We start from the raw sequence: 21,190 nt of genomic DNA on the forward strand, positions 1-21,190 counted from the left end.
CCGTGGACAAAATCCGGCGTTGGGTACAGGAGGGCGGCACGCTTATTACGCTTAAAAATGCTTCTGAATGGGCCATTAAGCAAGGAATAGTAAAGGAGAAACTTTTGATTCCGGCCAATGGCGGCTGGGCGGATACGACTGCTACGCGCGCTGCCAGCACGGCACCGGCTAGCGAAGGAAAAAAGACAAAGGAAACGGCTAGTGCTTCCACTCCAGGTTCGCGCCGCACCGATTTTGTGAATCAAGAGCACGAAGGCACCCGCGCCATTGCCGGCTCCATCTACCGCACCGACGTTGACCTGACGAACCCCATAGCTTTCGGCCTCACCGATCGGCGCTTGTATGTGTTCCGCAACGGCACCACCTTCCTGCGCCCCAGCCGCAACCCCTACGCCACCGTGGCCCAGTACACAGCCACCCCGCTGGTTAGTGGGTATGTATCGAAGGCTAACCTGAAGCAGATCAGCAACTCGGCGGCCATCGTAGTGAGCAAAGTAGGAGCAGGCCGCGTGGTACTCTTCGCCGACGACCCGAACTTCCGTCACTACTGGCACGGTACAGCTCGTCTCTTCACCAATGCCCTGTTGCTGGGACCACTGCTGAATCTGCCCGAAGGTCCGGCCACTATTTCGGCGGAGGAGGAATAGATTTTCGAACTAGTTTGTAGTGATTTATTGGGCTCGCTGAAACAGAAACACAATCTATTGATGGTTACTTCGTCGGAGCTATTTTGCGGGGCTTGAACACTATGCGGAAAGCCCGCAGCGTCGCCGGATGGTAAATAGTGGCGTGCGTTTCTTCCGGCATAGCCTGATAATAGCAGGCAAGTTTGGGTGAGGCCACACTCTTTAGGATTGTGGCAAAGCGCTGAGTGGTAGGGGCTCTTTCCGTGTCGCTGCTGAAGGCAACATATAGTGTCTTCGTCGGCCCTGCGTACGCCTGCAGTCGCTTCTCGGCCTGAGCAACTAATGCCCCGTTATTCCACCACAAACTCGGATCAAAGGCCACGTACGTATCGAACAGATCGCGCTCCAGCAGCGTTTCCACCACAAACAGGCCGGCCAACGACTCCCCTACAATAGCGGTTTCAGCAGTGGTGCGGTAGCGCTGCCGGATGGCGGGCATCAACTCCGAGCGAATAAATTTCCGGAAGGCCGCCGACCCATCTACCCGGGGGCAATTTTGCGATCTTCCACGTTGGTGGTGGGCCCGGTCATATCCCGTCGCCGCTCGGTATTCTGGATGCCCACCACAATAAACGGCCGCATGGTACTGTTGCCGGTGCTTACCTGCACCAGACCGGCCACATGCAGAAAGTCCTCTGCCATGCCACCATCGGGCATGTATAGAACGGGCAGCCGAAGAGTAGCGGAGTCCGCGTAGCCCGGTGGCAAGTACACGTTAATGTGGCGAGTTTCCCCAAGGATGGAGGAGGCGAGCGTGAAGGTCTGCCCCATTGTTAATGGCGCGGCCTGATCTTGCGCAGCGACCGTCTGGCCGCAAACGATGCTCAGCAAGAGCAGCGCAAGTGGAAGTAGAAAGTTCGCTTTCACTTTAAGACAGAATAAAGGTATGTCTTACAGATATAGAGCATTCTTATACCGTGTACGCGGTATACACGAGTCTTAATTTTTTAATGAAATATATTTCGATCAAGGATAAGTGGAATGCAAGACCTCCTTGTCTTCTTTATTTAATTTCTTATTAAGAAACGCACGATTATATTGAACCCATTGACCAATTCGTCGATAGCTTAATTTTACTAATTCGGGGTTTTGATCAGCTAAATCTATGCTTTCATTTGGGTCTTGCTTTACATTATATACACTAGTCTTATTAGAATAAGCATTAAGAATTACTTTATGTGATAGAGTACGATACCCAAAGAAATAGTCTGTCCAAGTTGAAAATAACCAAACAATATTTTTCCGATAGGGATCGAATAAACTTGTTCCTTGCCACCCCTGTGGCTTCTTGAAATCGAGTATATCCATCACTGTGGCTGCTACATCGACATGACCTCCTATATTTGACTGTTTCTGTCCGCTAAATAATAGGGGATTGATAAAAATCAATGGAACCTTTACGTTTTCATCGTAAATATTTGAGCCATGTCCATATTGCCCATGGCGGCCAAAAGACTCTCCATGGTCACCTACAACTATAACTAAAGTTGATTCATATAAGCCTTTTTGTTTCAAATCAGCAAGCAAGTTGCCGAGAGCCGCGTCACTTTGGTGAAGAGCATTTAAATATCTATTCAGTGTGGGGTCTTTAACATTAAAGTCCTTTTCTGATCCAAAAACAAAATAAGGCCAATGCGTTTGAATGGTCCAAAGCATTGCAAAAAAAGGGGCATCTTGACTTGTATCTGAAGCCCACTCTGAAAATGCAGTTACCATGCATCTTTCATCTTTACCTTCTCCTACACCCTCTGCGCTCGAAACAAAAGATTTGGTCGAACAGGGTATTTGTCGATGATCCACTACTTTGTCGAAACTGCGAAAAGACAAGTACTCGTCTACCCGTGCATATTGATTGTCAGAGGCTTGAAAAAAAGCTGTTCTATATTTTCTTTGCTTCAACTCCGAGCTTAATGTGGGTAGCTGTATATCTGGTTTTTCAACGATTACAGTTTTATAGGACATTAAGGGATAAACCGAGCCTAATAAGGAAAAGAGTGAGTTTGTAGAGTTAGGGGTGTGAGCATAAAAGTTTGTAAAAATCAAAGATTCTGGCAAATATTTCTGCAAGTTAGGAGTCGCATTATATTTATTTTCATACCCTGCGACATACTCTGCTGGTACTGACTCTAAAACATACAGAATTACATTCTTTATGTTTGAGTTTCTGGGTATCACAGGTAAACTTAACTTAACAGAGCTATCTGGACTAACAAAGTCATTTTCATATTCTTTCGAGTCAAACTCAGTAAATAGTCTGCGTTCGCTATTAAAAGATTGAAAAAATGAATTTGAAAAAAATATTATTGGATTATACGTCTTGACATAATCGTCATAATAATTTTTCTTTGAATAAGAAACTAAATGATGAAATTTAACAAGATATACTACAGAGCATATTGCTGATAAGAGTATAATTTTAGATGTAAGTCCAATTATTTCACTTCTTAGAGACACTCTGTATAAAACCATACCTCCTCCTAATACTAGCATTATTACAAAGAGTACCTTACATAAAATAACCCACGAGAAATTCTCTGCTATGGCCACCCATACATACTCACTATCCATTATATCCGAATAGTATAGCATTTGGTAATTTATAGGGCTGTTTAATATTTTTACCGCATATGAATTAACCAAAGCCCATATTACGCTTATGATTAAGAAAAACAGAAAGCAGAAGTAAATAATCTTTTTTACTATAAAATTCTTATCTGCTAATTCTGCGCAAACTGAAAATATTACGCATAATGCAAGCGCATAAATAATATCATAATAACTAACTGTGAGTAATCTTATAAAATTGTAATATATTTCAGAAAGAGGAGGAAATAAATTAATATTAAACATCTGTGCTCTAGTTAGAACCAGAAACACAATAAAACTTAGTGTTAGATAATAAATTTTACGTACCATAAATAACTACTTACTTTAGAAAACATTCCCGATTTATATTTTACAAACTACGTTTCCTCCATTTACAAATCCGGAACAAAGCCATAAATTTGAACCCTATAAAACTATTACTAAGGTTAAAGTCTCATCTCCATTATACATCCGAGAGTATCGTTATTTTTTTCTAATCAACACCTACGAAGCTTACTTGATAGCCTCAAAAATCTTTAATGGCGGCACATTGAGTACGCAAATTTCAGTTTGAACTTTATTAAACTCGCAATCTAAATGATCTTTTAAGAATCGATCAATTTGAAAGAACGTCTGATAACCCAAAAAACTACCGCCTTCTTTCAGACACTTGTATGAGTTACGAATAATTAACTCGCGCAAGGATTTCTGAAGAAATGAAAAAGGAATTCCTGAAACGATATAATCTGCTTGTTGTTCGTTACAATGCAACAAGATTTGCTCGATATTTTCTGCACTTTCATGAAAGATAATTAGTCTCGGATCTTGAATGCTCTCTTTTATTATGTGCACAAAGTCTTTATTACGCTCAATAAGAATCAATATAGAATCTGGCGTTAAATGAGCGAGAAAATATCTGGTAAAGACACCCGTACCTGGGCCGTATTCCACAATAACATTTCTTTTATTAAAATCAATTTTTCTGCATAATTTCCTAATTGCAAAACCAGATGTAGGTGTGAAGGATGCTACATGCTTGTCGCGTAGCATGTGCTTTAGGTAGATGAGAGTATCCAAGAGGCTATTATTCTTTTTTTCGGCAGCAATATATAATGTTTCTATATTACGATAGCGAACTAGATGAAAAGTGCAGGCCAATGTTTCCCACTTACTTTTCTATAGTCAGGCTTTCGTGAATTGTTGATTAACATAAAATTGGCTCTTATGCCTATCCTTCTCACTTTGGGGTATCTTTTACTTTAGATGAGTAAAACTTCACAATAACGAAATAATCTAGTCATCTGAGAGTTTTTAATACCACTGCTACCTCCGAGGTTTATCTACTAAATTAACTCGTTTACTAGACTTACCTCAGAAGAGATTGACTCAGTAGAGTAGCCCTAGTATTTCTGGCGCTTTGCCAATTTCATGTGCAGACTATTATAATAGATAAAAGGGCCATTGAAGTTGAATAACGTGGTGGCCCTTTTATCTAAGGAAGGAAGAGGTTAGTAGGGGCTTATGCAAAGGGTAAAACGACGCTAAGCAGCTAGTGCGAGGTTGAGGCTCTTCTGTACCACTACTAATGAGAATTACAAGTTTGTCCCATGAATAAATCAAAAGCCCCGTTCCTGACTAGAAACGGGGCTTTTAGCAGAGAGGATGGGATTCGAACCCACGATGACCTTTTGAGCCATACACACTTTCCAGGCGTGCTCCTTCGACCACTCGGACACCTCTCTGGATGGGAAAGCGGTGGCAAAGTAACGCCCCTTTTTCCGCAAACGCAAGCTACCAGAGGAAGTAGCCGCAAGCAGAGGTTGGGTTACAGCGTGATTTCGCCGCGCAGGTTGCTGGTGAGCAGGCGGATGGTTTCTGGGGGGCTTTTTTTCTGGCCCAGCACAAACATGAGCTTGGTGATGGCGGCTTCGGTGGTGATGTCGTCGCCGCCGAGCACGCCGCGGGCCAGCAGAGAGGCACTGGTTTCGTAGCGGCCCTGCTCTACGCGGCCCTCTTCGCATTGACTGACATTCAGAACATGGATACCGCGGGCCTGAGCAGTTTCGAGGCAGCGCAAAAACCACGACTGAGTAGGTGCGTTCCCTGAACCGTAGGTTTCGAGAATACAGCCCCGCAGACCTTCAACACCCAGAACAGCGCCCACCACCTTTTCGGTGATGCCGGGAAAAAGCTTGAGAATGGCTACGCTCTCGTCGAGGTGGGTATGCACATGCAGGGGGGCCGTGGGCAGAGGGCGAATGATGGCATCGTTGAAGTCCAGGTGGATGCCGGCCTTCACCAAGGGGGGCAAATTTTCGCTTTTGAAAGCGGCAAAATGCTGGCTTTCTACCTTTTTGGCCCGGGTGCCGCGCAGCAGTAAGGTATTAAAGAACAGACTGACTTCGGGTACACGGGCCGAGCCATCAGGGCAGCGGGCGGCGGCAATGTCGAGAGCGGTAATAAAGTTGCGGCGCGCATCGGTGCGGATCCGGCCCACGGGCACTTGGGCACCGGTAAACACCACGGGTTTGGCCAGATTTTCAAGTAAATAGCTCAGCGCGGAAGCCGAATAAGCCATCGTATCGGTGCCGTGCAGCACCACGAAGCCGTCGTACTGATCGTACTGGTCGCGGATGATGGTGGCCATCAGCGCCCAGTCGGCCACGGTTACGTTGGACGAGTCGATGGGATGCGGCAGGCTCAGCACCGACACTCGCATGCGCAAGTGGCGCAATTCGGGCATCAGCTTACTGACCTGGCGAAAGCGCATAGGAGCTAGTTCGCCGCGCTTATTGTAGGCCATGCCCACCGTGCCGCCGGTATACAGCACCAAGATGGAAGCACTAACCTGGCCGTCGTGGGCAGCAGTCTGAATATCAACTATAGGAAACAAGGCGGAAGGGGCTATAAGTTGAACAGGGCCTGCGCGTTGCGCGTGGTAGCAGCGGCTACTTCTTCCACGTCTTTTTGCAGCAATTCGGCTACGCGCCGAGCTATCAGGGGCAAGTAGCCGGGCTCATTACGCTTGCCGCGGTGCGGTACCGGTGCTAAGTACGGGCAGTCGGTTTCGAGCAGCAGATGCTCTAACGCCATTTCGGGCAGGACCTTATCGGAGCCGCCATTTTTAAATGTTGCCACGCCGCCGATGCCCAGCTTGAAGCCCAACTTAATGGCGCGCTCGGCCTCTTCCTTGGTGCCTGAAAAACAGTGAAAAACGCCCCCCAGACTACCATCCTGGGCTTCCTCAATAAGGTCGGCAGTTTCGGTGAAAGCCTCGCGGGTATGCAGCACCAAGGGCAGCTTAAACTTCTTGGCCAACCCAATCTGGACGCGTAACGCTTCCTGCTGCTGAGCAAAAAAGGTTTTGTCCCAGTGCAAATCGAGGCCACACTCCCCTACCGCCGCAAATGGGCGCTTGCCCAGCCAATCTTCCACCTGATACAACTCCTTCTCAAAGTGCTTGCCCACCGAGCACGGGTGCAAACCCATCATAGCAAAGCATTGCCGCGGGAAATGGGCCTCAGTTTCGAGCATACTATCGACGCTGGTGTGGTCGATGTTGGGCATGACGATGGTGGTAACGCCGGCTTCGAAGGCGCGGTGCAGGGTGGCGTCGCGGTCGGTTTTGAACTGCTCGGAATATATGTGCGCGTGCGAATCGGTCAGGTGCATGGGGTGGAATGCGGGTGGTGAGGCAAATGTACGGCGCGGAAAGAGAGTGGCAGCGCGGGCGGCACGCGCTTACGAATAGGTACGACCTTTCCAGTCGAAGCGTCGGCCCAGCAGCCGAAACCCGATCAGGCTAACCGTGAGCCAAATGGTGTAAAGCTCGAAAGCAGGCAGCAGTTCTAAAGGCGCACGCAAGCCAACCCGTCGGAATACGATGGCCGCTAGTAAGCCCTGAGCCAGCATTTTGCCCCCCAGCGCAGCCAGCGCCGGACCGGGGCCAGCTACCCACGCCAGAGCCAGCACACCCAGGTAAAAGTTACCGTAAATGAGCAAGCCCAGCTTTAGTCCCCACGGCAATGCCTCCACGCCGCGCAGCCACCGACGGCGCTGATGGAGCAGGCCCAAGGGCGTGGCAATAGGCAGGGAAAGGGCCAGAACTTCGGGTCGAAATACATTACAGAAGCTGAACCCGTGCTTCACAGTGGCTTTAAATAGCTCAAAATCCTCGGTCACTGAGAAAGGCAGCGCTTCGTAGCCGCCGGTTACTTCGTAGGCTTCTCGGGTAACGAGCATATTGTTGCCCATGGCCGTCACGGGCTTTCCCAGATCAGTTACGACCTGCACCAGACTCAACGATAACAGCCAATCCAAGCCCTGAAGCCTATCGAAAAGCCGCGGGCCGCGCACAATCGTAAGGCCCGTAACGGTACCAATACCCGGCCGCGCATACGCCAGCATTCCCGACAGCCAAGTGCGAGGCACGGCAATATCGGCGTCGGTAATAAAGAAAAAGTCGGTGGTAGCGGCGCGGGCGAGGTGGGCCAGCACATTGGCTTTGCCGCGGGCTGTTCCTAAGGTTTCATGAATCGAAATACAGCAAAAAAGCCCCCCGTAGCCCTGCATTACGTCTTCGGCGCGTACGCGGGTGTGGTCGGTAGAGCCATCATCGCCGAGCAGTACTTCCACCAGCTCCGCGGGGTAATCCAGTGCCCGAATAGCGCTCAAGCAGCGCCCGATAGCAGATTCTTCGTTGCGGGCGGCAATCAGGATACTGACGCGTGGCAACGGCTCCGCCAGGGGTGCAGGTATCGTTCCTCTTCGCAGCGTAAAGAGTAGCGTAGAAACCAGCATCACCCCAAACCAAATCCCGAAATATCCTGTGAGCAGCGCCAGCATTCTCTTCGTTTAAAGAGAGGCGAAGGTAAAGCCCTGCTCCGCAAAATGCGCCAGATAGCGCGGGAGCACATAGCGCAAGTTGCGGCTGGCCTTTTGGCTGTCATGAAACACGACAATATCGCCGGGGCGCGTGGCGGCAATCGATTGGCGCAAACAGCGCTCCGCCGACAGACTTTGGTCGTAATCTTGGGTTAGCACCGACCACATAATCAGGCGGTACTGGGGGCGCAGGTGGCGCAGCAGCGGCCAGGTCAGACGCCCATAGGGTGGGCGCAACAATGGCCGCGTTTCAGCCTTCAGCAAGCCTAGCTCCGTCAGGGTCTGCTGGCATTGCGCTACATCGTGCAGATAAGCGGTACGCGGGTGCGCCCAGGCATTCAGGTGATGGTGCGTATGATTGGCCAAGCGGTGGCCCTCAGCTACCGCACGTTGGGCAATCTCGGGATAGCGCTGCACATTATCGCCCACGCAGAAGAATGTAGTTTTGGCCTGATAATTAGCCAATTGATCGAGCACCCACGGCGTTTCTTCGGGAATCGGGCCGTCGTCGAAAGTAAGGTACAGGATGCGCTCCGCCGTTGGGTACTGCCATTCGCAACCGGGAAATAACGAGTGTAAAAGTACAGGTGGACGAGTGAGCATATAATTTTATTGGTTGTTATGGAGAAGCCTCACCAAACAACTATGTAGTAAGTTTTGCTACTTCCTCTAAACAACTCCACAGCTGCTCGGCACTGCGGTCCCAGGAAAAACGCTGCACATTTTCCAAGCCACGCGTTACCAGGCGCTGCCGCAGGTTAGGGTTGGTGTCGAGTTGCTCCAAGGCTTCGGAGATAGCAGCCACCTCAAACGGATTAACCAGTAAAGCGCCGTCGGGGCCGGCTACTTCGGGCATGGAACTCAGGTTGGAGGTAATTACGGGGCAGCCGCTGGCTTGAGCTTCAACAATAGGGATTCCAAAGCCCTCAAAGTAAGGAACATACGCGCAGCCGCGTGCGGCAGCATACAGCTGCTCCAGCTCTGCGTCGCTGACGCGCCCGGTGAGCCGGACGGCCTCGCGGTGGCGCATTTGCTGGTACACTTCGAAAATAGGTCCCGCTTTCCAAGCCTGCCGACCCACAATGAGTAGCTGCGTAGTAGAGCCCGTCCGGGTTTTGAAGGCATCGAAAGCGCGCAACAGATTGACCAGGTTTTTGCGCGGCTGCAAGGCACCCACAAACAGGATATAGGGCTGCTGCTGACTAAACTTTGCCTGGGTGGCAGCCTGCTCGACAGCAGTCTGGGGGGCAAAATTGCCCCCCGGCGCATTATAAATCACTCTGATACGGTCGGCGGCGAGGCCGTAAGTCTGTATCAGATCCTGCTTGGTGGCTTCCGATACGGCTATTACCCGTGCTGAGGCCCGTACAAAGCGGGGCATAAAAAAGTGGTAGTAACGCCGCACCAGCCAGCTTACATCCTGCGGAAAATGCTCGAAAGCCAGATCGTGCACCACCGTTACGCGGGGCACGGAGGTAGCCAGCGTCGTGAAGCCATCGGTGCTTAGAAATACCGCCGGCTTGTGCCGACGGAGCCACGCGGCTACGGCCCCTTCAAACCACGCCACAAACAGCAACGGGTGGCGGGCGGGTGGCGCCAGCACATGCGGCACCACATTGGCAGCGAACACATAACGTGCGTCGTAGGGCCGGTCAAACAGGAAATGGAACCTGTGTTCGGGGTGCTGACGCACCATCCTGCTCAGCGTCTCAAAAGTAAAGCGCCCAATGCCCTCCAACGCGTCGCCCGGCAACAGAAAACGGGTGTTAACGGCTATGTGCAGGGAGCTGGGGGGCATTTTTGAAAATAAAACGGAAGCAAAAACTCGATTTTAAATGGAGAGCTACGCTTTTACAAACACAAAATTATCGGAGTCAATCTGCTCCGCTTGCAGATAGGCGTCGAGGTCAGGACAGACGATAAGCTGTCCATCCGCGCCGATTCGGTGAGACTGATAGCCTAACTCGCGGAGCAATGCCGCGGCTTGTTGGTGTCCGGTATTATGGCGCTTGGGCTCCAGATACTCCAGCACGACGGCCGGCGCAGCGCGCTCCAGCAACTTAGCCGCACCTCTAATCACCTTAAGCTCTGCTCCTTCTACATCAATCTTCAGGACAGCGGGCACCTGGCCGGAGGAAGTAAAAAAAGCATCGAGCGTAACAGCGGGCACAGTGATTTTGGTTGGTTTGAACTCCTTAAACCACTGCTCATTCTCAAACTGCGTTACATCCAGCGAGTTGAATTCGTTGTACAGAATCGGAAACTCGTAAAAGGAAATCGTTTCCTGCTGATCAGAAACGGCGCAGTGGTGCGCTTGTACAACAGCGGAAGCAGCCACATTTTGGGCCAATACAGCGTGAGTCGTGGCCGACGCCTCGAAGGCAACCACTTGCCCCTTTGGGCCAACCAACCGAGCTGCCAGCAGGGAGAAATACCCAAAATGTGCGCCTACATCCGCAAATACATCATTGGGTTGAAGGCGCTGAATGAGGAAGCGCGCCAGACGAATTTCTGAATCGTGCGATTTGCCGCCGGTGAGGTAGATATCGGTGCCGGCGGGCAAGACCACCGTCATGGGAGTGCCAAAGAAGGTGTCAGCCTGCTTCATCACACCCTTTTTGGTAGCGCGGTAGCGCAGCAGCCGAAATCCAATTGCATACAAGTAGCGGCCCGGCGCTCGGAGCAGCCGCAGCAGCTTGGAGGCCGTAGCCAGCTGCTCTACGCGCTCGAGTTGGTGCAGCAAATCGGTATTCATAGGAACAAAGCAAATACAATAGAACAAATAGCCAGGAGCAGCGGCATTACGGAGCGTTGGGGGGCATTTTTGCGCCGGCCCCAGGTCGCAGAAACTTCTTTAGCTCGGCTAAGGGTACCAAGCCCAGCACCACACTAAGCACGCCAAAGCCGATGGTTGCCACCAGACTCTCCACCAGCCAGTGCAACTCCAGGGTTTGCTGCAAACCGTACCAGCCCGCGCACAGCAGCAAAAAGCCCCCCAGCAGCTTCCCGAGCAGCAGCCACGGCACAGCCACTCCCGCCCGATGCTGCACCAGCCACACGTAGCCACCCGACACCAGCACGGCGCAACCGAGCGTATTTAGGGCAGCGGCCACAGCGCCGAAGCGGGGCAACAGCACCAGATTTAAGCACACATTGAGCCCCAGACTTAGGGCTACCAGCCAGCTCACCGTTTTTACGTAGTGCGTGCTATTGAGCAGCGAGCTGTAGATGGCAAAGAAGCCATGCACGAGCACATTCAGGAATAATATCTTGAGACACAAGGTCATGCGGGCCAGCTCGGCGGGAGTACTGTGGGTAAATTGCCAAAACAAAACCTCGCCCCGAAACAGCACAAAAGCGCAGGCCAGCAGCAATGGCAGCGTAACGATGCGCTGCCCAAACCACAGCAAGTCGCGCTGCTCCGACCGGCTATTTATGGCGGCGGCGAAGCGGGCGAAAAACAAGGGCATAATGGTCCAGACGTACATCATCACGGCATCCACCCACCGGTAGGCACCGGCATAATAGCTGGCTTCGGCTGGCGAGGCCAGCCGTTCCAGCATTACCATATCTACCCGCTCGTTGGCGCCGTAGAGCAGCGTAATCAGGGCGAAAGGCAACGTTTCGCGGAGCACCATACGTGCGTGGCCCCAACTCCAGCGGTAGCGCACGCGTCCGAAGAGGCGCACCATGAGCCCATACAGCAACACTGCGGCAAAAGCGGCGGCGGCAAACCGCATCCACACATAACCAGTCAAGGTTAAGCCACTAGGCAATAGAGCCAGCACTAAACCCAGCAACAGCACTTTTTCCAGCACCGACAGTACGGCATCCGTGTTGAAGCGCTGGTGCGCCTGCAGCGTACCGCGCAAAAATTGCCCGTACTGAGTTAATAGCAAGGCCGCGCCAATAATAGCCAGCAGTGTCAGCTGCGCGCCCTGGTAGCCTACCACCCAACCCAAAACCAGTAAAGCGCCCAATGCCAGAAAATTAAGCGAAGCACGCAGCGGCAGAATGGTAGGAAAATAGGTTGCCAGATAAGCCGGCTCGGCCGCCACCCGTTTCACCGTGTAGTGAGTCAGGCCCACATCGGAGAAGGTAGCCAGGATAATGGTGAGCGACGATAAGGCCGTGAACGTGCCAAATGCTACGTGCCCGAGCTGGTTTTGCACTAGATTTTCAACGAATACCCACCCCGGCTTTACCAAGAGGTTGAGCAATACGGCAAAGCTGATGTTCCCGAAAAACCGTTTGATGCAGGTAAGGCTGAGTGAGGCGACAAAACTACACAAAGGTAGCTCGGCACTCCAAGGCCCGCCTACCATGGCTATCCTGATGAAGCAATAAATCAGAAGGTAAAGCGGTTAAGGCCCCAATTGTAATTCGGGGCGGGCTAACTCTGAGGCAATTCGAGTAGCTTTGCCCCGTTTTAGCCCCTGTTGCAAGTCGTTACTGGGGTTGATTTGCCTTCCAACGTACTTTATGTCATCCCGTTCTTATTCGCTTTTGGGCTTGTGGCCCGTCATACATCGGTGGCGCAATCTGGTTCTGACAGCCGTTCTACTGGCGCTGGTAGTAAGTGCCGTAGTAGCCTGGATGCTGCCCAATATCTACCGCTCCACCGCCGTTTTCTACCCTACCAATCCTGAAACCACCGACCCCGACCGCATTGTAAAAGAAGGCGGCCGCTTGCAGTTGGGGGGCCGGGCCGAAGACCTCGACCGTATCATCACGATTGGTCAGTCGCAGCCGGTAGCGCAGCTGATTGTCAAGCGCTTCAACCTATACGAGCGCTATGGCGTGGGCGAGCCTGGCACTGAAAAAGCTGACCAAGCAGTGCTCGATAAGTATAACAACAACTTAAATATTGTTCACAACGACCGCGACGCCATTGAGTTGACGTTCCAGGATCGGGACAAAATACAGGCGGCGAACATTGCGAATGCGTTGGTACAGGTTATCGACTCCATTAATCAGCGCCTCACTTTAGAAAACCGGGGCAGCATTATCAGCCTCTACGAAAACCAAACGCAGTTTTTGGAGAAGCAATACGCCCAAGTGCGCGACAGTTTGCAGCAGGCGCGTAAGCGCTACGGAATCTTTGGCAGCTTGAGCTCCGAAAACGAAACGGGCTACGAATCGCGCTACCTGGCTAAAGAGCTTGCCGAAACGGAGACGGAGCTTCGCCGCGCTGAGGGTGAGTTAGCTGCTGGCGGTGGATCCGCGGCGCGAGTAGCCGGTTTGCGGCGCGCCTTTCGGGGTCTCACCGAATCAGACGGAGGCAATGTAATTAACCTAGAAAGCTACGTAGCAGGCGCTGACCTTGTCACGACGCTTTACGCTCGTTTTGAAGACATCCAGAAGCGGCTTATTACGGCGCGCGCTACCTATGAAGATGCGCGTTTGGCCATTAGCAGTGAAATCTCGTCTATTTACGTTGTGCAGAAGGCGTATCCTGCTATTCGTAAAGCTGCGCCGGTGCGCTCCCTCATCGTCATCTCGTCGGTGCTCATCACCTTCGTTCTTTCGGTCATTTTTATTACCCTGTTGGAGCTTTATCGGGGCAATTTGAATTTGGGTGGGACAGTAAAGCAGGAACCACAGAATGCCTTCGCCTCTCCATTGAATTAAGTCTGGGGGGCATTTCACAAACTATGCTTTTCGTTTCAAGCTAAGGTATGGGGGGCAAATCTTCTTATTCGACCACCAACTCGGCTATTCCCGCCGCCGACCGCCGCATATTTCTGGCGTTCGTTGCTATTCTGCTGATTGCTGGCGTCTGCGCACTGGCCTTTAATACGCCACTGTGGATGGCTCTGCCGCTGGCTGCCCTAGGGCTGGCTGTACTAGTGGTTGACTGGCGCTGGGTGTACTATGTGCTGCTCTTCACGCTGGCTTTCTCTATGGAAATTCCACTGCCCGGCGGCCTGAGTATGGACGTGCCCACCGAGCCGCTGATGCTGGTGCTCCTGGCGTGCTTCGGCGTAAATATGCTCTTGGGTCGAAGCACGGTAGAAGGACGGTTTTGGGTGCATCCGCTCGTCATTATCATAGGGCAAGCGCTGATTTGGGCCGCTGTCGTCACCTTGTTCTCGGTCGATACGACCAAGTCTATCAAGTACTTACTGGCCAAGACCTGGTACATTGTGCCGTTCGTGTTCGTGACGCTGGCTGTCGTGCGCCGGCCCTCCGACGTGTGGCGGATAGCGGCATGCCACGTGGCCGGGGCGTGCCTCACCTTTCTCTACACCTTTGCGCGGCACGCGGGCTATGGCTTCTCCTTTGATGGCATAAACCCGGCACTCCTCCCCTTTTATAAAAACCACGTAGCCTACGCCGCCACGCTATCCATGCTGATTCCGTACGCGCTATACGCGGCCCGGCAACCCGACCTTGGCCTGCTGTGGCGCTGGTTGTGGCGGGCCGCTTTTGGCATGCTGTTGCTGGGCGTAGTACTGTCTTACACGCGGGCCTCTATGGCGTCGCTACCGTTGGCGGTTGGTTTTTACTTTGTTATTCGCTGGCGGCTCACGCGCTTGGCGCTTATCGGGGCATCCTTGGCGGCGGCGGCGGCGGCCTTTTACTTCGTGAGCCAGAATAACTACATGCTCTACGCGCCCGACTACGAGAAAACCGTATTCTATGGCGACGACTTCGGCAAGCATCTGGAAGCTACCTACAACCTGGAAGATCTGTCGGGTATGGAACGGGTGTACCGCTGGGTGGCAGCAGCCCGTATGATCAGCGACCGGCCCATTACGGGCAGCGGCCCCAACACTTTTTACCCCGAATACAAGAAATACACGGTCACCAGCTTCCGAACCTACGTCAGCCGCAACCCGGAACAATCTACTACGCACAACTACTTTCTGCTGATGCTGGCCGAGCAAGGGATTCCGGGGTTCCTGCTGTTCGCTATTCTGGTGGCCGCGGCCTTATTGATGGTGGAGCGCCTCTACCACCGCAGTCACTCGGCTGAGCATCGGCGCGTGGTACTGGCTGCTGGCTTATCGCTCTTTATAATCATCACTCATTTGCTGCTCAATGAGTTGGTGGAAGTCGACAAGGTTGGCTCCTTCTTTTACATCGCTCTTGCCTTGTTGATGCGAGCGGAAGGCTGGATCAAAGACGAGAAAGTAGCACTTGAAGAATAAATTCTCTATAAAAAAAGCCCCCCAGTATTATGCTGGGGGGCTTTTTTTATGAATGCCGGCTTACTTAAACCGACAGCTCAGAATCGTTACGTCGTCGGCGAAGGAGTTGCCATCTTCGTTAAAGGCTTCGATTTCTTTGAGAATTTCCTGGTGCAGTACCTTGAGCGGCAGATAGCGCGAGCGGCGTAAGAACTCGATAACGCCATCTTCGCCGTATTCCTCACCCGCTGCGTTGAATACTTCCGTCAGGCCGTCGGTGTAGGTAAGTAGCAGAGAGCGAGGCGGTACCGTGAGCGACTGCACGTGCAGGAAAGGTAGGTCCTCGAAAATACCCAGCATGGTGGTGCCTTCCGATAAGAGCTGGTGCGGACCGGAATCGGGGAGCAGAATGGCGGCATTGTGACCGGCACTCACGTATTGCAGCTCCCGGGTAGCACGGTTGTAAATGCCGAAAAAAGCCGTGATAAACTTCTCCGACACGGCATTGCGATAAATCAGATTATTCAGCTCCGATACTACCGTGGAGAGGTCGGCCTGCTGGCGTAGCAGCGTCCGCAGGCCCGCCTGAAAATTCGACATGAGCAACGAGGCCGGCACGCCCTTACCCGACACGTCGGCCACGCAGAACAGAAAACGTTTGGCATCAATATTTACCACGTCATAATAATCGCCGCCGATGGCCGTGTGAGGCACATAGCTGGCGCACACGGCCACGCCCGCATCGTTGGGTAGCTGGCGCGGGAAGAGCATAGTCTGCACCTCCTGGGCAATCTCAATTTCCTTGCGCATGGCCGCCGACTCGATGCGCTGCTTAGCTAAGCGGCGGTTTTGGATGGCGCCTACCAAGATATTGCTGAGGGTTTCCAGAAACTTGGTAGCCTCTTCGCTGACGTAATCGGCCTGTACGTTGCCGATGAGCACATAAGCCAGCACATTGCCATTGTTGACGACCGGAATGACGGTTTCCAGATTTTGCCATTCCGGCCCCAGATTCAGGGCAGGCACCGGGCAAGGGGAATTGGTGCAATTGTCACTGATGGCCTCAGGGAGCGGAATGCGCCGAAAGTCAGACAAATCGGACCCAAACGATACCATGCACGCCCAATCGCCTTCCTCCTTTACATAGAGTACCAGCCGACGAATGTTGAGCTGTCCGAGCAGGGTGAACTGAAAGATTTTATAAAGCGCGTCTTCCGTGGGGTCGTGATTGATGGCTTGGGTAATTTCCAGCAATGCGTTCAGTTCCCGCTCGCGTAAGAAGAGCTTTTTTTCCGGCGACATGGCCTGCGGAGTAGGCATGAGGTTAAGTAGTGTATTGTGGAGTGCACGCAGCTGAAAGGCTGTAGGCCAAGGAGTAAAAATGAGTAGTCTCTACGTGCACTTGGGTTGAAAGTACTTCAAAATACGAACGGATACTAGCAGTTTCGCCGCAGCGAGGCGCTAGCTCAGCGGTGTTTTGGGGTCGTAAGCGTCGCGCAGGCCGTTGCCTAACAGGTTGAAGCTCAGAACCAATAAGCTTATGGCTAAACCCGGCAGCAGCGTGAGCCACAGTCCAGCTTGGGTACCTAAAAGTTGGAAGCCTTCATTCACCATTAGGCCCCAGGAAGGAGCCGGGGGCTGTACACCAAGTCCCAAAAAGCTCAGGCCGGCCTCAAGCAGAATAGCCGCCGCAAAGTTACTCGTCGCAATTACGATCAGCGGCCCGGTCATGTTGGGCAGCAGGTGGCGGGCTATCAGGCGGCTTTGGGGCAAGCCCAACACGCGGCCCGCTTCCACGAAGGTTTTCTCGCGCAAGCTCAACATTTGCCCCCTCACCACGCGGGCCACGTCCACCCACATCGTAAGGCCCACGGCCACGAAGGAAGTCCAGACGCCTTTGCTATCGAGCGCCAGCGAAATGGCAATAACCAGCATGATGCCCGGAATGCTCCATACCACCGTCATCAGGCCCATCAGCACACTATCGACCCAGCCGCCCACGTAGCCCGCCACCGCCCCGATAAGCATGCCCAGGGTAAGGGAAATCAATACGGCTACCAGCCCGATACCCAACGAGATGCGCGTACCCAGGAGCAGGCGGCTCAGCATATCGCGACCCGATTTGTCGGTCCCCAGCCAGTACGTCCGCCTGATGATGCGCTCATTTTCTACAACGTTCCTTAGCTCCGTCTGGGGGGCTTTTTTGCCCACTAGCTCAGCCAGGGAGTAGCGCGTTGGCAAATCGGCGAGGGCCGAGTGGTTGCGATATGGTTGAATCAGGACTGAATCGCCGACCACTTTATAGTCACCAATGGGTACCTCTTGGAAGCGCGGCGCACGGCCCCGAAGCCAGGTACGAAAGATATTATCCGAGTCGGTGCTCTGGGCTGCCTCCGATAATGGGCGACGCAGTACGGTAGCTGAAAAACCGGGTGGTTCCTTTTGCAACTGCACCAATCCATTGTTGGCATTGGGCGAATTATCGGGCAGCACCCAGTAGCCAGCCAGTGCTATTAGAGTACAGATCAGGATGAAGCCCAGCCCAAACATAGCCGGCCCGTTGCGCCACAGCCGCTGGCGCACGTAGTAGCCAGGCGGCCGGGCCGGCGGCGTAGTGGGCGCTACGGGCGCCAAAACCGGGGCAGCCTTCACCATTAGCGAGTATTATGAGCCAACAAACCGGCTTTGGTGGCCAAATAGAAGCTGTCGCGGCAGATGGCGCCGAAGGACGTAACCTCGTAGGCTTGTTCGGTATCGGGATCGGGGTAGAACGATTTGATGTACTCCTGCTCTAGCAAATTGCGCAGCCCTTTCTCTAGAGTTGGAGCCGGCAAACTGGTTTTTTGCAGCAAATCGCGGAAGGAAGTGACGAAGTACAGCTCGTCGAGGATGTCGAATTCAGAATCAGTCACGGCAGCGGGCTACGGGGCGGAAGGAGAGAAAGCAAATGTACTGTTGATGCGTGGGATTAGCGCAGAGCAAGTTGCTCTACTCTCTCTTCCACTCCGTGGAAAACACATCCACCGAGGTACTCTCTCTTTGAGCTTTCAATTTCAATGTATTTAACCAGCTGCTGAATCTCCACATCGGTCAGCGCAAAACTGGGCATCTCCTGTTTCTGATACTGTTTATAGATTTTCACGGCGTGTTCGTCACCCGCAGCCACCATCTTGCTGGAATTCTGAATCCAGGGAATCAGCCAGGAAATAGGTCGACGTTCGTGTATGTCTTTTAGCGCGGGTCCTACCACAACCTCGTTGATGGCGTGGCATTGGGTACAGTTATTCGTAAATAATTCTTGGCCCGCGGTAAACGCCATAAGGTCGGCTTCGGACAAGGAGTTACTCAAAGAATCCTGAGCTGCGACGGGCTGCTCTATAGAATCCAACGCCATCAGACTAGTTGCTTTAAGATCGGCAGTGGGGATTGCGTTTGCCGGATTATGGAGTAAACCAACCGCGGAGAGGAAAAGTACGCCCATCGTGCATACGAGTAATGCCAGCGCCACCGGAATTACACCGGCCAGTAGTCCTTGTCTCATTATTTTGAGGCCATTACAGGCCGTTGGTAACAGGAGATAAGGTCGCTGACAAATGCCGCAAACTCAACTGTTTTACCCACTTTATTTCATCCTTCTCCCCTTCCAAACATACTCCCCACGCAAGCCCAGCAAGCCAGTTAGCAGTGCGTAAGGCGCATAAGCTACTTGGAGCAACCCAATGTAGCTCAGCCACCGCTGCTGGCCGAAAAAACGTAGCACTGGAGCTAAGAACCAAGCATCGGCGCCGAGCTTTAATGCCCAGGCAGCCAAGGTCCAGGGCCACACTTGCGGATACATAACAACCAACAACAAGCTTACGAGTAAGCTCAGGTTGGCCCCAAGTACTAGCAAAGCCAGGCGCTGGGGGCTTTTTGCTGGTAGTGCCGCCACTTGCTGGCCCACCGTACCCGCTGCGCCAGCAGGGTGCGGAGCGTAGGCGGTGCGGCGGTGCGTACAATGGCGCGCGGGGTTTTCAAAAACCGGATGCTGCCGGGAAAAGCAGCGTGCAGCTTATGCAGCAGAAATTCGTCGTCGCCGCTGGCTACGTGCTCGTTGCCGCTGAAGCCCTGCACAGCAGCAAAGGCCTCGCGATGGTAAGCCAAATTGGCCCCGTTGCACATGGTAGGCTGCCCCTGACCGATGGTGGCCGCTCCTACCCCTACCAGGCCCGCGAATTCAAGCCCCATTAGGTTGCTAAGCAAGGAATTATCACCTGTAAGAAGCACCGGCCCACTGACGAACTTTACGGCTGCATCCGTTTGAATAAGGGAAGCATAGCTACCAAGCCAGTCGGGACCCACGCGGCAGTCGGCATCGGTGCAGACTACCCACGGGGCGCGGGCAACGCTCAGGGCAGCTTGCAAGGCAGCTTTTTTGCCAGTTGGTGCGCCGGGCTGGTCTTGCAGCGTTATAAGACGGAGCACAAATGAGCTGTGTTGAGCCGCGCCCTCCACGACGGCCGCTGTGTTGTCGGCAGAGTCATCATCTACCACAATGACCTCAAAGTGGGTACCGGGCAGGGTTTGTTGGGCTATGTCGTGCAGCAGCAACGGTAACATCAGCCCTTCATTGCGAGCAGCTACCAAGACGGAAAACAAAGGCGCATCGGCGGTGTGGATTGGCAGCTGGCTCTCCTGCTTCGGGAGTATCGGCAGTTGCTGCCAGCTTCGGCGCAGCCGCACCATCAGGATGGCATAAAGCGCCGGCAGAACCAAGAAAAAAGCCCCCCAGCCGTTCATAGAGCAGGTGCGGACCGCTGGGGGCTTTTTTCTTGCGAAAGACTTTCAGCCGGAGTACAAACAACAATCCGGCGGCACTAGGCAGGGCAATATTTAGCACCCATAAGCTCAGGCTGGCGCTCAATACCGGCAGCGCTTCCTGCCCCAGCAAGCCAAATAAATGGGTAGCCGACAGTTCCCGCACGCCTACGTCGGCCAGGGCATTCAGAGAAGGCACCAGGGATTTTAACAAAAAAGTGCTGCTGATAGCCGCCAGTGCGGGGCCCACGCTGGGCCGGGCCCCGTACGCAACCAGCAGCAACCCGAATTGCAGGCAGAAAACCGCGTAGCGCAGCCCCGAGATGGCTAGCACCGCGTGTAGCGCCCGCGCCCGATAGGTGGGCATCACGGCCAGAAAAGGCTGCAAACGCCGCAGAGGACGCACCAACCCCAAAGCCGTCAGCAGAAGCCGCGAGCGGTAAAGGGGCAGCAGTACGGCGGCGTTAATTAGTAATGCAGCTACCACTAAGCCCAGGCCAGTAGCTGGATAATCAGCGACATAAAACGTCAGCAGAAAGTACAGCAAGCCCAGCGTACCGGCCAAGATTGTAACCACCAACTGGCAGTAGCGCCCCAGAAAAACGGCCCCCAGCGCATCCAGTCGCCGACTTTTCAGTTCCATAATCCGGCCGGCATAGTCACCTACACGATTCGGTGTTACGAAGCCCAACGTAAGTCCCACCAGCACCGCCCGGAAGCTGCGCCGATAAGAAACCGGCTCCAGATGTCGGGCCAAACGCCACCATTTCCAGGCCTCCAACCCCCAATTGACGGGCACCAACGCAAGGGCCAGCAGCACCGGTCCGCGCCCTGCGCCGCTCAGCGCCGACGTCAGTAGTCCCCGCCAAGCTGCGGCCGTATCGGGGGTGGTGAACACGGAATGGTAGAGCAAGCCCAGAGTCAGGGCCGTGATGAGTAGCTTGCCTAGCACCACCAGCACCCGGCGGCGAGTGGCGCGTTCCAGCTTTTGGGCGTAGTTTTGTAGAAGGTGGTTGGGCAAAGCGGGTAGCACGCATTCAGTTGAAGGCGGCAAGTTACCGATGGAAATCCAAGGATAGGCTTGTGCCCCGCTACCGCCTACCT

The 21,190-nt window shown here is 53.2% G+C and carries 19 protein-coding genes, 1 tRNA gene and 1 pseudogene; 3 read left to right on the forward strand and 18 right to left on the reverse strand.

Annotated elements, in window-relative coordinates; genetic code table 11:
- Window positions 1–2: 2 nt before the first annotated feature.
- Window positions 3–647 (forward strand): hypothetical protein, encoded by a 645-nt coding sequence (locus tag EPD59_RS21960; RefSeq protein ID WP_205703422.1) that lies wholly within the window; start codon window positions 3–5, stop codon window positions 645–647.
- Window positions 648–711: 64 nt separating this feature from the next.
- Here EPD59_RS21960 and EPD59_RS24190 read toward each other — a convergent pair.
- The 11 genes and pseudogenes from EPD59_RS24190 to EPD59_RS14795 form a co-directional block, all read right to left on the reverse strand.
- Window positions 712–1,457, reverse strand: a pseudogene (locus EPD59_RS24190) (alpha/beta hydrolase).
- A gap of 195 nt (window positions 1,458–1,652) precedes the next feature.
- Entirely contained in the window at window positions 1,653–3,536 is a 1,884-nt protein-coding gene (locus EPD59_RS14750) for an LTA synthase family protein (protein WP_165963613.1), read from the reverse strand.
- Window positions 3,537–3,785: 249 nt separating this feature from the next.
- Window positions 3,786–4,322 carry a class I SAM-dependent methyltransferase gene (locus EPD59_RS14755; RefSeq protein WP_133273450.1) on the reverse strand — a complete coding sequence of 179 codons (537 nt, stop codon included), beginning with the start codon at window positions 4,320–4,322 and terminating at the stop codon, window positions 3,786–3,788.
- A gap of 604 nt (window positions 4,323–4,926) precedes the next feature.
- A tRNA-Ser gene (locus tag EPD59_RS14760) sits at window positions 4,927–5,014 on the reverse strand.
- An 83-nt stretch (window positions 5,015–5,097) separates the two neighbouring features.
- Window positions 5,098–6,165, reverse strand: a complete 1,068-nt coding sequence (locus tag EPD59_RS14765) for a type I asparaginase (protein ID WP_240731433.1) — start codon at window positions 6,163–6,165, stop codon at window positions 5,098–5,100.
- 11 nt (window positions 6,166–6,176) lie between these two features.
- The gene (locus EPD59_RS14770; RefSeq protein ID WP_133273451.1) at window positions 6,177–6,944 is read right to left on the reverse strand and encodes a TatD family hydrolase; all 768 of its coding nucleotides are present in this window, start codon (window positions 6,942–6,944) and stop codon (window positions 6,177–6,179) included.
- 69 nt (window positions 6,945–7,013) lie between these two features.
- On the reverse strand, window positions 7,014–8,117 hold the full coding sequence (locus EPD59_RS14775) for a glycosyltransferase (protein ID WP_133273452.1): 1,104 nt from the start codon (window positions 8,115–8,117) through the stop codon (window positions 7,014–7,016).
- Between the two features lie 9 nt (window positions 8,118–8,126).
- Entirely contained in the window at window positions 8,127–8,759 is a 633-nt protein-coding gene (locus EPD59_RS14780; RefSeq protein ID WP_133273453.1) for a polysaccharide deacetylase family protein, read from the reverse strand.
- A gap of 40 nt (window positions 8,760–8,799) precedes the next feature.
- The gene (locus EPD59_RS14785; protein ID WP_133273454.1) at window positions 8,800–9,954 is read right to left on the reverse strand and encodes a glycosyltransferase family 4 protein; all 1,155 of its coding nucleotides are present in this window, start codon (window positions 9,952–9,954) and stop codon (window positions 8,800–8,802) included.
- A gap of 45 nt (window positions 9,955–9,999) precedes the next feature.
- Window positions 10,000–10,911, reverse strand: coding sequence for an FkbM family methyltransferase (locus tag EPD59_RS14790; RefSeq protein WP_133273455.1), 912 nt, complete (start codon window positions 10,909–10,911; stop codon window positions 10,000–10,002).
- A gap of 46 nt (window positions 10,912–10,957) precedes the next feature.
- A complete protein-coding gene (locus tag EPD59_RS14795) occupies window positions 10,958–12,448 on the reverse strand; it encodes an oligosaccharide flippase family protein (protein ID WP_165963614.1) in 1,491 nt (496 codons plus the stop codon).
- Between the two features lie 190 nt (window positions 12,449–12,638).
- Between EPD59_RS14795 and EPD59_RS14800 the strand changes: the two genes are divergently transcribed.
- Both EPD59_RS14800 and EPD59_RS14805 read left to right on the forward strand, forming a co-directional pair.
- The gene (locus EPD59_RS14800) at window positions 12,639–13,787 is read left to right on the forward strand and encodes a GumC domain-containing protein (protein ID WP_133273457.1); all 1,149 of its coding nucleotides are present in this window, start codon (window positions 12,639–12,641) and stop codon (window positions 13,785–13,787) included.
- A 47-nt stretch (window positions 13,788–13,834) separates the two neighbouring features.
- The gene (locus EPD59_RS14805) at window positions 13,835–15,310 is read left to right on the forward strand and encodes an O-antigen ligase family protein (protein WP_133273458.1); all 1,476 of its coding nucleotides are present in this window, start codon (window positions 13,835–13,837) and stop codon (window positions 15,308–15,310) included.
- A gap of 60 nt (window positions 15,311–15,370) precedes the next feature.
- Here the strand turns inward: EPD59_RS14805 and EPD59_RS14810 are convergent, their stop codons facing one another.
- From EPD59_RS14810 to EPD59_RS14840, 7 genes are all read right to left on the reverse strand, one after another.
- Window positions 15,371–16,609 carry a PP2C family protein-serine/threonine phosphatase gene (locus EPD59_RS14810; RefSeq protein ID WP_133273459.1) on the reverse strand — a complete coding sequence of 413 codons (1,239 nt, stop codon included), beginning with the start codon at window positions 16,607–16,609 and terminating at the stop codon, window positions 15,371–15,373.
- A 141-nt stretch (window positions 16,610–16,750) separates the two neighbouring features.
- Window positions 16,751–17,944 carry an ABC transporter permease gene (locus EPD59_RS14815; protein WP_133273460.1) on the reverse strand — a complete coding sequence of 398 codons (1,194 nt, stop codon included), beginning with the start codon at window positions 17,942–17,944 and terminating at the stop codon, window positions 16,751–16,753.
- The gene (locus tag EPD59_RS14820; protein WP_133273461.1) at window positions 17,944–18,201 is read right to left on the reverse strand and encodes a hypothetical protein; all 258 of its coding nucleotides are present in this window, start codon (window positions 18,199–18,201) and stop codon (window positions 17,944–17,946) included. Before EPD59_RS14820 ends, EPD59_RS14815 begins: the two co-directional genes overlap by 1 nt.
- Before the next feature lie 56 nt (window positions 18,202–18,257).
- Window positions 18,258–18,830, reverse strand: a complete 573-nt coding sequence (locus tag EPD59_RS14825; protein ID WP_133273462.1) for a c-type cytochrome — start codon at window positions 18,828–18,830, stop codon at window positions 18,258–18,260.
- 81 nt (window positions 18,831–18,911) lie between these two features.
- Complete coding sequence (locus EPD59_RS14830; protein ID WP_165963615.1) at window positions 18,912–19,142, reverse strand: hypothetical protein; 231 nt, start codon at window positions 19,140–19,142, stop codon at window positions 18,912–18,914.
- 32 nt (window positions 19,143–19,174) lie between these two features.
- Window positions 19,175–19,927, reverse strand: coding sequence for a glycosyltransferase (locus EPD59_RS14835; RefSeq protein ID WP_165963616.1), 753 nt, complete (start codon window positions 19,925–19,927; stop codon window positions 19,175–19,177).
- A complete protein-coding gene (locus EPD59_RS14840; protein ID WP_240731434.1) occupies window positions 19,896–21,119 on the reverse strand; it encodes a lysylphosphatidylglycerol synthase transmembrane domain-containing protein in 1,224 nt (407 codons plus the stop codon). Before EPD59_RS14840 ends, EPD59_RS14835 begins: the two co-directional genes overlap by 32 nt.
- Window positions 21,120–21,190: the final 71 nt, after the last annotated feature.

Origin of the sequence: Hymenobacter radiodurans (assembly GCF_004355185.1) — a bacterium.
Lineage (GTDB): Bacteria > Bacteroidota > Bacteroidia > Cytophagales > Hymenobacteraceae > Hymenobacter > Hymenobacter radiodurans.

Bases quoted from the DNA above. Each gene is read 5' to 3' on its own strand.
- EPD59_RS14810 (WP_133273459.1), bottom strand. From the start codon at position 16,609: ATGCCTACTCCGCAGGCCATGTCGCCGGAAAAAAAGCTCTTCTTACGC.
- EPD59_RS14780 (WP_133273453.1), bottom strand. From the start codon at position 8,759: ATGCTCACTCGTCCACCTGTACTTTTACACTCGTTATTTCCCGGTTGC.
- EPD59_RS14775 (WP_133273452.1), bottom strand. From the start codon at position 8,117: ATGCTGGCGCTGCTCACAGGATATTTCGGGATTTGGTTTGGGGTGATG.
- EPD59_RS14785 (WP_133273454.1), bottom strand. From the start codon at position 9,954: ATGCCCCCCAGCTCCCTGCACATAGCCGTTAACACCCGTTTTCTGTTG.
- EPD59_RS14750 (WP_165963613.1), bottom strand. From the start codon at position 3,536: ATGTTTAATATTAATTTATTTCCTCCTCTTTCTGAAATATATTACAAT.
- EPD59_RS14800 (WP_133273457.1), top strand. From the start codon at position 12,639: ATGTCATCCCGTTCTTATTCGCTTTTGGGCTTGTGGCCCGTCATACAT.
- EPD59_RS14790 (WP_133273455.1), bottom strand. From the start codon at position 10,911: ATGAATACCGATTTGCTGCACCAACTCGAGCGCGTAGAGCAGCTGGCT.
- EPD59_RS14755 (WP_133273450.1), bottom strand. From the start codon at position 4,322: ATGCTACGCGACAAGCATGTAGCATCCTTCACACCTACATCTGGTTTT.
- EPD59_RS14825 (WP_133273462.1), bottom strand. From the start codon at position 18,830: ATGAGACAAGGACTACTGGCCGGTGTAATTCCGGTGGCGCTGGCATTA.
- EPD59_RS14815 (WP_133273460.1), bottom strand. From the start codon at position 17,944: ATGGTGAAGGCTGCCCCGGTTTTGGCGCCCGTAGCGCCCACTACGCCG.
- EPD59_RS14770 (WP_133273451.1), bottom strand. From the start codon at position 6,944: ATGCACCTGACCGATTCGCACGCGCACATATATTCCGAGCAGTTCAAA.
- EPD59_RS14805 (WP_133273458.1), top strand. From the start codon at position 13,835: ATGGGGGGCAAATCTTCTTATTCGACCACCAACTCGGCTATTCCCGCC.